The organism is Verrucomicrobiaceae bacterium, from assembly GCA_016713035.1.
Lineage (GTDB): Bacteria > Verrucomicrobiota > Verrucomicrobiia > Verrucomicrobiales > Verrucomicrobiaceae > Prosthecobacter.
In genome coordinates, this window is record JADJPW010000001.1 from 1,301,891 (window position 1) to 1,315,928 (window position 14,038).

At 59.1% G+C, this 14,038-nt stretch carries 9 protein-coding genes; 2 read left to right on the forward strand and 7 right to left on the reverse strand.

Going from position 1 to position 14,038, the window contains the following annotated elements; translation table 11 throughout:
- Positions 1-12: 12 nt before the first annotated feature.
- Genes IPK32_05650 through IPK32_05660 form a run of 3 tightly spaced genes read right to left on the reverse strand, consistent with a single transcriptional unit; the run spans position 13 to position 2,710 of the window.
- Positions 13-870 carry a hypothetical protein gene (locus IPK32_05650; GenBank protein ID MBK8091474.1) on the reverse strand — a complete coding sequence of 286 codons (858 nt, stop codon included), beginning with the start codon at positions 868-870 and terminating at the stop codon, positions 13-15.
- A gap of 57 nt (positions 871-927) precedes the next feature.
- Positions 928-1,497, reverse strand: a complete 570-nt coding sequence (locus IPK32_05655; protein ID MBK8091475.1) for a hypothetical protein — start codon at positions 1,495-1,497, stop codon at positions 928-930.
- A gap of 1 nt (position 1,498) precedes the next feature.
- Positions 1,499-2,710 carry a hypothetical protein gene (locus IPK32_05660; protein ID MBK8091476.1) on the reverse strand — a complete coding sequence of 404 codons (1,212 nt, stop codon included), beginning with the start codon at positions 2,708-2,710 and terminating at the stop codon, positions 1,499-1,501.
- Positions 2,711-2,940: 230 nt separating this feature from the next.
- Here IPK32_05660 and IPK32_05665 point away from each other — a divergent pair, with 230 nt between their 5' ends.
- Complete coding sequence (locus tag IPK32_05665) at positions 2,941-3,801, forward strand: alpha/beta hydrolase (GenBank protein MBK8091477.1); 861 nt, start codon at positions 2,941-2,943, stop codon at positions 3,799-3,801.
- 228 nt (positions 3,802-4,029) lie between these two features.
- Here IPK32_05665 and IPK32_05670 read toward each other — a convergent pair whose 3' ends face one another.
- The 3 genes from IPK32_05670 to IPK32_05680 form a co-directional block, all read right to left on the reverse strand.
- Positions 4,030-7,440, reverse strand: a complete 3,411-nt coding sequence (locus tag IPK32_05670) for a hypothetical protein (protein MBK8091478.1) — start codon at positions 7,438-7,440, stop codon at positions 4,030-4,032.
- Positions 7,441-7,501: 61 nt separating this feature from the next.
- Positions 7,502-10,912: a hypothetical protein gene (locus IPK32_05675; protein MBK8091479.1), complete on the reverse strand. Its 3,411-nt coding sequence runs from the start codon at positions 10,910-10,912 to the stop codon at positions 7,502-7,504.
- A 134-nt stretch (positions 10,913-11,046) separates the two neighbouring features.
- Positions 11,047-11,433: a BlaI/MecI/CopY family transcriptional regulator gene (locus IPK32_05680; GenBank protein ID MBK8091480.1), complete on the reverse strand. Its 387-nt coding sequence runs from the start codon at positions 11,431-11,433 to the stop codon at positions 11,047-11,049.
- Between the two features lie 465 nt (positions 11,434-11,898).
- Between IPK32_05680 and hisA the strand changes: the two genes are divergently transcribed.
- Positions 11,899-12,684, forward strand: coding sequence for a phosphoribosylformimino-5-aminoimidazole carboxamide ribotide isomerase (gene hisA / locus IPK32_05685; GenBank protein MBK8091481.1), 786 nt, complete (start codon positions 11,899-11,901; stop codon positions 12,682-12,684).
- On the opposite strand, the gene IPK32_05690 is transcribed toward hisA, so the two are convergent.
- A complete protein-coding gene (locus IPK32_05690; GenBank protein ID MBK8091482.1) occupies positions 12,685-13,887 on the reverse strand; it encodes a right-handed parallel beta-helix repeat-containing protein in 1,203 nt (400 codons plus the stop codon).
- Positions 13,888-14,038 lie beyond the last annotated feature (151 nt).

Below are 14,038 nucleotides of genomic sequence, written 5' to 3' on the forward strand. Positions count from 1 at the left end.
CGTGTTTTTTCGTTACTGAGTGACTTGGCCTTGGCTGTTGCCATCGAGGTAAATGGAGGGCGGTGGCCGCACGATGGGCGGGGAAACGTTTGGAGCACCAGGTGTGCCGCTTGGGGCACTGGTGCCGGGTGTGGTGCCTGCTCCTGTGCCGAGCTGGATGGTAGGATTGCCGCCAGCTGCTACCGTAGCATTCGATGGGATGAGTGTGCGGCGACGCGGTGTCGTATCTGTCGCTGCTGCAGTCGCATTCCCCGCGACGCTGCCGATACCAGCTCCACCGCCACCGACGACGACGGGAGAGTTCGGCATTGCGCGATTGGTGTTGTTCATCGTCGCCTGATTCTGTGTCGCAGGAGTCACCATGCCTCGTGGCATGGTGGCGGTGGTGGTCATGCCCGTGGTCATTCCGGGCCTGGGGATGACGCCGCCGGGGATGGGTGGACGGCCATTGATGCCCTGCTGTGGCGCAGCTCCTCCCGCCGCAGGGGAGACATAGTCCGCAGCGTAGGTGAGCGTGGCTGTTTCGCTGCCTTTTTGCACTTCCACGGTGATGTCTTTGCGGCTTTCTCCGAGTTTAAAGCTCTTCACCTCAAAGCCATCTTTGGGCTTCTCCATCGAAAGGGGGAACCGCTCGTGCGTGCGGGTGTTCACGATGGAGAAAGTGGGGCTATTTTTGGGCCCATAAGCAGATTTGACCGCTAGGTCTTTGAAGATGGACTCCACTGGAGCAGCGACTTTCGGCGCAGCCGGGATGGCGAAAGGGATTCCGCTCCCAGCCAGCGGCGTAGCGATCCATGCCATACTTACGCGGTGGCTCGAACGGCGTGGCCCACGGCTGCGCGGTGCCACCTTCAGCCACTCCAGCAGCATGCACCGCCGGTTGATGGCCGAGGATGAGTAGCAGCAGAGAAATGAAGCGATACTGGGTCATGGTCTGGTGGTCGGGGTAGGACTCGCAGCGGCCTCCACGGTGCTTTTATCCGCTGGGGCATAAAGCCGGGTGACGTGCAGCTCAGCGCTGACCTTGGCATTGTCCTCCGGCATCGGAGTGAGAGTGAATTTCGAGATGAAGTAAAAGGAATCCGGTGCCAGCAGCTCATGCATCCAGTTGAGTAGGGGCTTGATCTCCGAATTCACACGCACGGTGACGCCGACTTGATGAAAATGGTCCGACTTCACATCCTCCACGAACTCGCGCACATCGGTTTGCAGACCGTGTTTGCGCAGGGACTCGTTGAGCAGCAAATCGAGCTCGCTGTTGGCCGTGTTCACGTTTTTCATCGGCGGCTGCACCTTGCGCAGCCACTGGAGCTTCTGTTCCCACATGGGGGCCTCTGCTAGGAGCTGCTGCGTCTCCTCACGGCGCATGGTCTGGGAGCGCTCGCGCTTCTCCAGCCCGCGCTGCCAGGCCAGCATGCGCATGGTGGTGAATCCCGTGGCGAAAAGGGCCACCAAGACCAGCAGCAGCATGATGAGGCGTTTTTCACTCGGCTTCATCTTACTGCGCACCTCCCGTGGTGAGTGTCCCTGTCATGTCAAAGCTCAGATTCTGGTCGGCCTTCCCCACCCACTCGAAGCGGGCCAGCGCAAGATTGCTCGTCAAAGCATCGCGGAACTCAAAGAACGCCGTGTTGTCAGAAACCACGCCCGTGAGCTTCACCGTCGCTTCTTCGATGTCGAAGCTATTGAGCCGCAGGCCGTTCGGCTTGATGACGCTGAGCACCTGGTGATAGACCTCCATCGGGTAAAAATCCGGGTTCACCGCCGGTTCCAGTGCCTGCCAGGCATTCTGCGCCTCGGATACGGCCAAGACTTGGGGGGCGATGGTGCGCAGCTCGGCCTCACCCGCATTCAGCCGCGCCTCACGGCGGAAGAGCAGCGCCGCCCAGGCGGAAAAAAAGATCACAAACACCGCAGCCACCGCCGTGGCGATCTGCACCATCCGCAGCCGCTGCCGCTGCTCCTTGCGCTGCTGCGCCACCTCCATGGGCACCAGTGCGGCCAGCTTCTGCGGCATGCTCGGAGCCGGACGTGGCTCTGCCCGCACCTCCTGCGCCCCCAGGGCCTGTGCCAGCTCCTGAGTGAAAGTTTCATCACAGTTCATCCACACCCGCACCTCCGTCATCCGGTCCAGGAACTCCTGTGCATCCAGCGCCAGCATCACGCAGCGCAGCTCATCCACCGCCTCCACATCCAGATGCGGCGCGGACAGCACCGTCACATGTAGCAGGCCACCCGCACGGGTAAAAGCAGCCACCGTGCGGCCCAGCTCACGCCACAGCGCCACACCATCATGGGGCAGCGGCAGCATGCGTGCACTGATGTCATACTGCTCCGCCTTCGCTGAGAGACTCTCATGCTCCGTCATGTCCGCAGAAATGGCTGCTGATCCCATCAGCGCACGGTGCGGCTGCTCTGCCACCATCCAGAGTGCAGATTGGCATGATCCATCGGCATCACTCACACCCACACCCTCCCAGCGCAGCAGTGCCACATCCGCCGCCCCCGCTGCCGCCGCAGAAATCCCCGCCTCACCCGCCGCCTGCCAGAAAGGGCTGCTATCCACACACAACGCCTGGATGCCATGCAGCGTCACTTTTTCTGCCCCATCGGCCCCAGGGCACAGCTCCAGCACACCGGCGCGATTGCAGCGCCAGATTTCCCAGGTGCTCTCACCAGGAAAACGTAGGGATGTGATGGATCGGCTCATGCGGCGTGGCAGGCGTGCACGGAACGGGAAATGGGTTTTAGGGACCGCAACGGCAGCTTTATACCCGGTAAAACGCCGCAAGCCCACTAAAAAAATGTGTCAGACAGAAGGGAAAAAGTGCCCGAATCGTCACCTCCACGGCCAGACGCACTCCACCAGCACGATGCGCATTGCATTCATGCCGTGAAAAGTCCATCTCAGCCAGCGGACGACTCGATCCACCTCCCCACATGAAAGCCTCCTCCATCCTTTTTGTTACCCTACTCACTGCCAGTGCCGCTTTCGCCGCCGAGCTGCCGAAAGACCTCCCCCCTGCCCTGCCCCTCTGGCCACAGGCCGCTCCCGGCTCTGAGTCCCGCAGCACCGAGCCCGAAAAAGTCGAAGGCACCAACATCTGCAACGTCCACCGCCCCACCCTCACGCCCTACGTCCCCACAGCAGAAAAAAGCACCGGCACCGCCGTCATCATCTGCCCAGGCGGTGGCCACTCGAAGCTCTGCCTCGGCCATGAAGGCTACGCCCTCGCCGAGTGGTTCCGCGACCACGGCATCGCTGCCTTTGTGCTGAAATACCGCCTCGCCCGTGAGCCCGGCAGCACCTACACCATCCAGGAGCACGCCATGGCAGATGCACGCCGCGCCATCCGCACCGTCCGAGCCCGCGCTACCGAGTGGCACCTGCGGACAGACCGCATCGGCATCCTCGGCTTCTCCGCCGGGGGCGAGCTCGCCGCCTTTGCCGCCATGAAAAGCGATCCCGGCCAAATAGACGCCGCAGACACCATCGAGCAGCACTCCAGCCGCCCAGACTTCCAGGCACTCATCTATCCAGGCACCTCCGGCCTCTTTTCCGCAGCCAAAGACATGCCCCCGCTCTTCATCGCCGCCGGATACAACGACCGCCCAGACATATCCGAAGGCATGGCCACCCTTTACCTCAAATACAAAGCCGCCAAAGTCCCCGCCGAGCTCCACCTCTACTCCAATGCCGGTCACGGCTTCGGCTACAAACCCGACGCCAAGCCCACCGCCGCCTCCCGCTGGCCCCAGCGCCTCACCGAATGGCTCACCGACACGGGACTGCTCGAGTAGCGCTTTAAAACCTGCCAGCAAAGATCATGCGAAGCAAAGTAGCCATCTCGCTCCGTCGAGATGAGCGGAAGGCTTTCGCCATCATCCACGATGCGCGGAGATCGTAAACCGCTGAGTCTGCCACACGTACAGCTCATCTCGCGGAGCGAGATGGCTACTTTGCCGGTGCCTCTTTCGTTACCTGGGGGCGATTTTCAAACACCACCTAGAGTAAAGCCCCGCCTCCACTCACTTCACGATCAGCGAGCGATCTCCGCGAAGGATACGTTGACGCATCGCGATCGCATCATCGTCGTCTTTTGGTGGTAGCGGATCGTCCTCCACCACACGGTAAAACAGAGTTTGGTTATCAAAGAACGACTGACTTGGTTTGATCACTTCAGGTCGTTGAGTCGATGACGGACTCTCGAATTCCAAAAGCATTTCCGGCAATGCACTCTTCGGCAGATTCAGCGCCAAGCGGTCATTCAATGGCTTCCTCTCCTCTGGCAGGTTTTTTGGGATGGTGGGGCCTTCAGGTGCTCTGGGGCTGGTTGGGTAAGGATGAGGAAGGTAAAAAATCCGCTCGAATCTGAACAACTCATCGATCTTGGCAGTGAGCCACACACTGGCCCATTTGCCGTCTTTGCAGACACAGCGCACATGGCAGGTTTTGATCATGCCTCCCCACTCAAAGGCAACTGGAGCAAGCGGCCACCCGGAAGCATATTCAGCAGCCTGCCCCAGAGACTCCGCCAACCACGCCACCATCACGTCACGTGGTGCACTGAAGCTGATCTCAACTTCATTCGATAAAAAAATGCGGCGACTCATCCCTTCCGTTGGAAGGACAGCCTCCAGTGGCAGCTTTGCCAGCTTGGCCGAATTCTTGAACAAACTCCACCAGGGAGGTGAAGAGGCGGCATTGGATTGGGGCTTTTCTAGAGAAGCTTGTATTAGCACACGCTGTAGTAGAATCCACTTGGGCTCTCCCCGGATCGTGAACCGGACACGCTGCCCATCCGCCAGCGTTTCTGGCACTGGAAAGGTCCAATCCAGATCATGCCGCTGACCTATTTGAATGACCTTATCACGAAATGCCAAAGCCTGGATCATCCCAGATGCCTCTCCCTCGATCTCAACCCAATGATTGAGCGAACTCGCATGAAGCTTGCTGAGAGAAAAGCCTTCGCTCATGCGCTCCGCAGCTTGCTTCAGCTCAGCCTTGATCGCCTCCTCATCCATATTTTGAATAGGCCCCACGATTTTCGCGGTCTTCTTTTCCAATGCTTTCTTCTCCAATGCTTTCACCTCCCCACTCCCATCCGCAGGCAGTACCAGCGCTTCTTCGACGATGATCTTGGCGATGGGGGCGCAGTCGGCGCCGCCGCTTTTGCCACCGTTTTTCAGGATGGCGAAGGCCAGCGTTGGCTTGTCATACGGGGCGAAGCCGATGAACCAAGTGTGGTTGTCCTCGACGTTTTTGCCGTCGATGCGTCGCCAATTCTGCGCGGTGCCGGTTTTCCCAGCGATGATGGCTTTGTCGCTCTGGGCGGCCTTTCCGGTGCCTTTTTCACTGTGAACGACTTGGCGCATGCCTGCACGAAGTTGCTCGATTTGGACCTCAGGCAGCCCCTCGGCAGTCAAATCGGCCCTCCAAGTGTTTTTGCCGTTTTTCGGCTGCAAACTCGGCTCCGGCACCCTGCCGCCGTTCGCAATCGTGGCGGCCAAGACAGCCATTTGCAGTGGTGTGACCAAAACCATGCCCTGTCCGATAGCGGTGTTCGCCGTGTAGCCTTCCGACCACTTTTCGTTGGGTCGGTATTCCTTCATCCAGGCCGGAGTGGGGAGTATTCCGTCGCTTTCACCTTCACAAATGCCGTAACGACTACCCAAGCCGATCTTTTTGCCCATTTTCTCGATCTGGTCGATGCCTGCGGCATTGCCGTATTGGTAGAAGAAGCAGCTACAGCTCGTCGTCAAAGCATCCGCTAAATTCAGCTCGCCATGGCCGCCGCCGCTTTGCCTTTTGATCCAGCACTGCATTTCCGAGGAACCATACTTCACCGAGCCATTGCAGGTGAACTTCTGGTCTCCGACACCCGCAGCGATCCCTGCTAGTCCAGTGAACGGTTTGTAGATTGAACCAGGCGCAAATCGAGAAACACCGCGATTGAGGAGCGGATTGTCTTTGTCTTCATTTATTATTTCCCAGTCAGAATGGCTGATACCTGGAATGAAATCATTCGGATCATAGTTCGGAAGCGAAACCATCGCCAAAATCTCGCCGGTGCGAGGATCGAGCACGACGGCGGCTCCACGGTTGTAGCCACTGTCGAGCATCGCGCGTGTGGTGATCGCTTGCAGACGGGCATCGAGGCTGAGGGTAATGTCTTTTCCAGCATTCAAATCGGCGTCATATTGCTTTTCCAGGCCCGTGCAGCCTATGGGAGTTGGGTCGTTCCATTTCGTTTTGCCGGTGTAGCCTAGCACCTGCGCGGCGAGCGCTTTGAGCGGATAGTTCCGCACTTTTTCCTGCGTCGTCTCTGCGAGCACTTTGCCATGACGGTCGAGGATGCGGCCACGCAGCTTGGCTCCCTCGATGGCGTGCAGCATGGCCACCGGGAGCAGGAAGAGCAGTGCGAGCAGAGCTACTGCGAGAAGCCAGCGGGCGGTGAGGGGTTCGCGTGAGCGATGGGTGTCGAGGATGGCTTTGACCCGGTTCTCCACGGGGGCGCATCGGGTGATAGTGAGTGCACAGAGAGCTAAGCCGGGTGCAAGGCGGCTGTGGTGGCTGAGATCCAGCAAGGACTGTGCGTAATCGCTGGCGCGGATGCCCCGGCGTAGCACCGCGTCGTCGCAGGCACGCTCCTGGTCGGCGCGGAGCTGGCTCAGGGTGAGCCAGGCGAGGGGATTGAACCAGTGGAGGGCCTTCACCCATTGCGCGAGCCACAGAGCGAGTGGATCGCGCCGCCGGAGATGCTCTAGCTCATGCAGCAGCACGCCGCGCAGGCGCTCGGTGCTCCAGTTTTGGAATCCAGCGGGCAGCAGCAGACGCGGGTGCAGCACACCCCAGACCATCGGTACGCTCTCTGCGGTGCCGAGGAGCACTTGCGGGGTTCGTTTGAGGCCGAGTTCGCGTGCGATGGCGCTGACTTGTGGGCAATGAATAGTCTGCAAACGCCGTTGGAGTCGCCACAGGCTGAAAGCGGCCCCGGCGAGGCGTAGGAGCAGCAAAACGCAGATCGTGAGCCAAAGCTGCGGCAGGTAAGCGATGAGCTTTTTCCAATCGAATGGCGCTGGAGCAGCTGAAAGGACTGTGGTGTTGATTGCAGGCTGCGTCGGCGCTTTTTCGAATACCGGCGGCTTGATCGGAGTGAGCTTGAAAACGGGTTCGGCGGGAGATGAGTCGGCGATTGGCTCTTCGATGGTGTTTTGCTGCCAGCGTGGCTGCGGGGAGTCTTTCGGCAGTACTCGCCACGCGGGCAGCGAGAGGATGGCGAGTGGCAAAAGGGCCAGTGTGCTCACAGCGGTGATCCACAGTGCATAGCGCCGTGCGGCGGCGGCGCGGTGCAGGGCGAAACCGATGAGCAGCGTGGCGAGCAGCACGGCGGAGCCTTTGAGCGCTGTGTGTGCGAGGAGATCGAGCGTGGGCGTCATGGTGGTGAAGGGGAGAGGGCGGCAGGAGGGAGGTCAGTGGCCATTCCAGGGACCTGTAGAATCAGTACAGAGCGCGATACATGTTTTGCAGTCGCTTCCATTTTGAGAGTGGGTCATCAAACGGCTCATCTTCGTCCCCGTACGGCTTCGGTGGCAGCTCTGAGACTACACGTCGAGGAATGGACAACGAGCCGAAGAAGGAAGTCTGCCGTGTCATCATTCTAGGAATCGAAGCGACCTCCATATTGGGTTTCAAGTCATCCGGCACCGCAATCAGGCTCGGGGGCGACTTAACGATCCAAACCGCGTCTTGCGGTGAGGTTGCCAACTCGCCGTAATGAGCTGCCTGCACGATGCGGTTATCCTTCGGCTTTTTCTCTTCTGGCAGGTTTTTCGGGATTGTCGGGCCTTCTGGTGGCGGACGGTACTTCGGGATGGAGCGGAAGAAAGGGATATCCGCTTTGTCCGATCTCGGCACGCTGATCCGAACGGTGGCTGAGATGCCGTCTTTGGATGTGCAGTTGATGATGTTGCCCTGCACGCTGCAATCAAAGGTGAATGGCCCGGTGGGGCCTGGCCAGCTTGGCTCGTGCTCCAGGTTCTCTTTCAAAAAGTCCTTGAGCCATTGGATCGACTTTTCGCGTGTCGTTGTGAATGAGTAGATGCGGCGTTTTTCCTCGATGACTGCTGTATGATATTTCGCTTCCGCAGGTGGATCTGGAAAATCCCATTTTATCCTGAGTAGGCTCCAACCGAGCTTCCCTATATCAGAAATGGGGTTTCGATACAATTTCTCGATTCTCTTCTTTTCGCTCTCAGCAAAAGCCGACAGGGTTTCGCCTTTGATGTAAAAACGCACACGCTGACCATCCGGCATGGTTTCTGGCACTGGGTGCGTCCAGGCCAAGCGATGTGGCTTTCCAAAGAATATGACCTTGTTGCGAAAGGCTAGTGCCTGGATCATGCCTGAGGCGACCCCGCGAATCTCGATACCTCGGGGACTGTTGAGGTTCGGACTCAATTCTGTCACCGTGAAGCCGTCGCCCATTTCGGAAGCGATCTTTTTGATGGCTGAGCGAATGGTCTCTGCGTCGGGCGCTTCGTTTGAAGCGGTTTTGGCTGGCGTTGCTTTGATTGGCTTCACCTCGCCACTACCGTCTGCGGGGAGTGAGAGCGTTTCTTCGACGATGCGCTCCACAATGGGGCCGCAGCTTGTGCCGCCAGACAGGTTTTGTTTCGGTTGGCCTTCGTAAAAGACTGCAAAAGCTAGCGTGGGCTTATCGAAAGGCGCGAAGCCCATCATGATGGCAAGGTTTTGGTCTTTTTCGATTTTCCACTGTGCGGTGCCAGTTTTGGCAGCGATTTGGAATCGAGTGCTGTGTGTGGCACGCCCCGTAGCGGTGTCACCATTCACGACTTGGCGCATGGCTTCGCGGATCGGCGCTATGCGCTCGGCGGTGAGGCCATGTTGAGCCAAATCCGTTCTGAATGCAGAGGGCGAGTTCTGCTGGATCAATCTTGGAATGGGAACCTTGCCGCCATTGGCTAGGGTAGCAGCCAGCACGGCTGTTTGGAGCGGCGTGACGAGCATGGAACCCTGTCCGACGGATAGATTCGCGACGTCACCCATATGCCATCCGCCAGCAGCCCGGCGATTGATGGACTCCGTGGTGGGAAAATAACCTTCCGAGGTTTGGATCGGCAGATTGGCGCTTTCCCCTAGGCCCAGGAATTTCGCCATTTGCTCCAAGCCGGGGCCTCCGACATTGATGCCGAGTTGATACCAGTAGCAGTTGCAGGAGTGCTCCATGGCTCCGGCTAAGTTCAGCTCACCGTGGCCGTCGTTTTTCCAACAGCGGAATATTCTCCCATTGATCACCATTGAACCTTTGCAGGTTTGAACGGCGTCCTCTTGACCTGCTAAAACTCCCGCTAGAGCAGTTAGACCGCCGAAGGCTCCTGCGGGCGGGTATTCCCCACGCAGAGAGCGGAAGAAAAGTGGGTGCCCGGAGTTCTTGCTGAGTGTTTCCCAATTCTCTGTCGAGATGGATGGCACGAATTGGTTGTTGTCATAAACAGGAAGCGAGACTGCGGCGAGGATGTCGCCTGTTCGGGGATCGAGCACGACGGCGGAGCCTTGCTCGATATCACCATCCTGCATGGCTTGTAGCACGATGGATTGAATGCGGGCATCCAAGGTGAGGCGAACATCGTCGCCATGCCGCAGAAGTTCTTCTTGAGATTTTTCGATGTCAGAGCGGCCCACGGGAGTCAGGTCATCATTCTTTGTCCTGCCGACATACCCAGTGACATGCGCGGTGAGTGCTCCGAGTGGGTAGTGGCGCATTTTTTCTTGGGTGGTCTCTGCGAGCACTTTGCCATGACGGTCGAGGATGCGGCCACGCAGCTTCGCTCCCTCGATGGCATGCAGCATGGCCACCGGGAGCAGCAACAGAAGCGCCACACCACATAGAGCGATGAGCCAGCGGCGGGTGAGTGGCTCACGGTGGCGCTGCGGGTCGAGGATAGATTTCACACGGGACTCCACCTCGGCGCGGCGTGTGATGGTCAAGGCACACAGCGCCAAACCCGGTGCCGTGCGGCTGTGGCGGCTGAGATCGAGCAAGGACTGCGCATAATCACTGGCACGGATGCCGTGGCGCAGCGCAGTGTCATCACAGGCACGCTCTTGATCGGCACGAAGCTGGCGCAGCGTCAGCCACGCGAGCGGATTGAACCAATGCAGCGCCTTCATCCACTGTGCGGCCCACAGCGCTAGCGGATCGCCCCGGCGCAAATGAGCCAGCTCATGCAGTAGCACACCACGGAGCATCTCAGGGCTCCATCGCTCAAAACCACGCGGCAGCAGCAGGTGCGGCCTACACACGCCCCAGACCATCGGCACTGCATCCGCCGCGCCAATCAGCAATCGCGGCACACGCCGCAGACCGACCTCGCGGGCGATAGCGGCGATCTCGGTACATTCGCCCAGAGGCAGAGCCTGCTGCAAACGCCGCAGCCTCCAAGCACTCCATCCCAGCCGCAGCAGGAGCAAAACGGCAACGGTGAGCCAAAGATTCGGCAAGTAAGCCACGAGCTGATTCCAGTTGAAACGGGGCTTTTCGGCCACAGGGGCCGCCTCGACCACGAAAACCGGCTTCGGAGCCAAAACAGGTGCTGGAGTCACCTGCGGACTCGGCGTGAAGTTGGGCGCCGGAATCGTCGGTAAAGGCAACGGGGCTTCGATCTGCATCCAAGCAGGCTCTTCGACCTTTTTGGGCAACACACGCCACGCTGGCAGCAGCGACATCGCGACCGGCAGCACAGCCAAAACACCCACCGCAGTAATCCAAATGGCATAGCGCCGTGCCGCCGCCGTTTTTCGCAACAGCAATCCCGCCACGAGGGCGACAAAGAGCACCGCAGCACCTTTCAGCGCCGAGTGGGAGAGGAGTTCGAGCAGCGGAGTCATGGCTTACATGGAAAAGGCTGTTTTAGTTCACCCCAGAGGTCACAGAGGAACACAGAGCCTCAGAATTCAGAACTCTGCGCCTCTCTGTGATCTCTGTGGTGAATTCGGAAGGCATGGAAAAGGAGAGTGATGGGTTACCGGCCTTGCTTCTTAGCGTCGTCGATGAGCTGCTGGATGCGCTTTGCCTGCTCAGAGGTCAGAGCGGCATCCTTACGCGTGAGATGAGCCGCCAGCGCCTCATCCACCGCGCCACCGAAGAAGGTGTCCAACACACTGCGCAGGGCATGCAGCCCCGCGCGGGCCCTGGACTGCGCAGGCGCATAGATCACCTCACGCCCCTCTTTGCCTAGGCGCTTCACATGGCCCTTTTCCTCCAGGATGTGCATCAGGCGCCGCACGGCCATATCCGTAGGCGGGTCTGGCAGTCCCGCCTGCACCGTAGCGACGCTCGCACTGCCCTCCGTGTGCAGGACATTCATGATCTGGCGCTCACGCCGCGAAAGATTTGCTGAATCAGACATTTCGTTACTTTTTTAACGTGTCGGCCACTTTTAGGCAAGTCCAAACGTGAATTTTTTAACGCATCACCGGAAAGGCAAACGCCGAATCATCCATGGGAGGTCGGGCAAGGCTTACGGGTGAAATGGCGAAGTGAACCAGGGGCCGATCAAACAGGTGACAGGATTTACAAGATTACAGGACTATACAGGATTTATCCTGGGTAACACGGTGTGGTCGCGGCAATTTCAAAGCTCTGCCCTTGCTGATGTTAAGCCGCCATCAAGTTACATGCCGTTAATCCTGCATAATCCTGAAAATCTTGTTAATCCTGTCCACATTTCCAACCGTACAATTGCATCATTTTGGTGCATAGGCTCTGGAGATCGATCAACCGCCTGCGGTGGAGCCTTGAAATGAGATAAGGATTGGGTGTAGGAGGGTGGGACCGTTTCATCACCTCCACGACAGCTCTCCGACTTTATTCCATGACGCTTTTTCGACCCTGCATTGATCTCCATGATGGCTGCGTGAAGCAGATCGTCGGCTCCTCCCTGCGGGATGATGGATCTGGGCTGCGGACGAATTTCGTGAGCGACCGTGATGCCGCGTGGTATGCGCAGCTCTATCAGCGAGATGGGCTACGTGGCGGGCATGTGATCCTGCTGGGCAAAGGCAATGATGCAGCAGCGCAGGCTGCGCTGGAGGCGTATCCCGGCGGGCTCCAAGTAGGCGGCGGCATGCGGCCAGAGAATGCCGCGTCTTACCTGGAGGCCGGGGCCAGCCATGTGATCGTGACGAGCTATCTTTTTGATTCACAGGGCATTTTTGAGCCGAGTCGCCTCGATGAAATGGTCCGCGCAGTGGGCCGTGAGCGGCTGGTGATCGATCTGAGCTGCAAGACGACTGCTACCGGCTGGACGGTGGCCATGAATCGCTGGCAGACACTCACCACGCTGGAGGTGACGCCAGAGTCGCTGCGCTGGCTAGGCGGGCAATGCGCGGAGTTTCTGATCCATGCAGTGGATGTGGAGGGAAAGTGTGAAGGCATCGACGAGGCGCTAGTGAGCTACCTCGGGGAGCACTCTCCCGTGCCGATGACCTATGCGGGCGGCATCCGCCATCTGGCCGATCTCTGCCGCATCCAGGAACTCAGCGGCGGCCGTGTGGATGGCACGGTGGGCAGTGCGCTGGACCTCTTCGGCGGCAGTGGCGCACGCTATGAGGAGCTAGTGGCATGGAATCGGCGTGCCGCAGACGTGGCTACGGCTTGATCACTCCTGGCCGAGGTTGTCTTTGATGATGGAGCCCGCTGCATCACTGAGGTTCAGCGGCTTGCTGCCGGGCGGGAGCTTTTTGCAGCAGTCACGCAGGAGATTGTTCGCGATGAGGAGGCCTTTGCTGCCAGGAGTGGCCTTGACCGCCTCTGTATCCAGCCCGGCAAAGGTATTGCCTGTGATGGTGACATCGGTGGCAGCCTCTAGCAGCACGCCGCCACCGGCGTCGATCTGCATCGGGTTCTGGTGCTCACGCAGCGGGCGCTTCAGCTGACCGCCACCCATGTAGGAGTTGGTGAAGGTGTTTCCCGTGATGCTATCCCGCTCACTGGCGGCAGCTAGCCGCACGCCAAAACCATGGCAGAGCACAAAGGTATTCGCACTGACAGCGCAGCCGCAGGCATCACGCAGGTCGATCCCGCCCTGGAGGTGATGGGCGATGACATTGGCACTGAGCGTGATGCCGTAGCAATCACGGTCGAGGATGATGGCGGTGCCATTGCACTCCTCGATCATGTTCCCAGAGCAAACGCTGCCGTAGGTGTTTTCGATGACGATGCCGTGGCGCAAATGGTCGTCGATATTATTGCCCGTGGCGCAGAGATTGAAGGCATCGACACAGCGCAGGGCGTCTTGGTTTTCCTCAAAGTGATTGCCACTGACCACGATGTCATGACAGCCCGTGATCTGGAGACCCGCGAGCTTGTTGTAGGTGAGGATGCAGTCATTGATGCGTGGATCTTCAAAGCAGTTGTTGAGGTGGATGCCATTGCCGCCGTGGTGGTCGATGGACACGCCTTGGAGGAAGATTTCCTGGATCTTTTCCGCGTAGATGCCGTCACCGCTTTTTTCATTGCCACTGATGCGCAGATTCCCGATCTGCACGCGCCAAAGCTCGGCCTTTTTATCCTTGTCGAGCGTGGGCGGGCGGATGGAGAGCGCAGGCTGGCCCTCGGTGTTTTGATTGATGAGATGCGTGGCGGCACCACTGCCCTCTAGGCGTGTCTCCGCATTGCGCAGGATGAGTGGCTGGCTCAGTGCATAATCCCCCGGCGGAATGACGACGATACCGCCCTTCGCGGGCAGAGCATCCAGCGCGGCCTGGAGCGTCGGATAAGCCGCTGCGTCGATGCGGATGGCATTTTCTGCACGGAGCCCCGCGATGAGGCCGAGGAAGAGTAGAGCAAGCGTGGATTTCATGAGCATGATTTGGAGATGATCCATACGCGGTGAAATGGCCAACCTCCGCCCCACAGGCCACTTTTTCATCACGGGATCACGAGCAGGCACCAAAGACCCGCCGTCCCTCGGGCGTAAAAGGAGCCCCCATCTGCTTTCTTGATCTATCCAC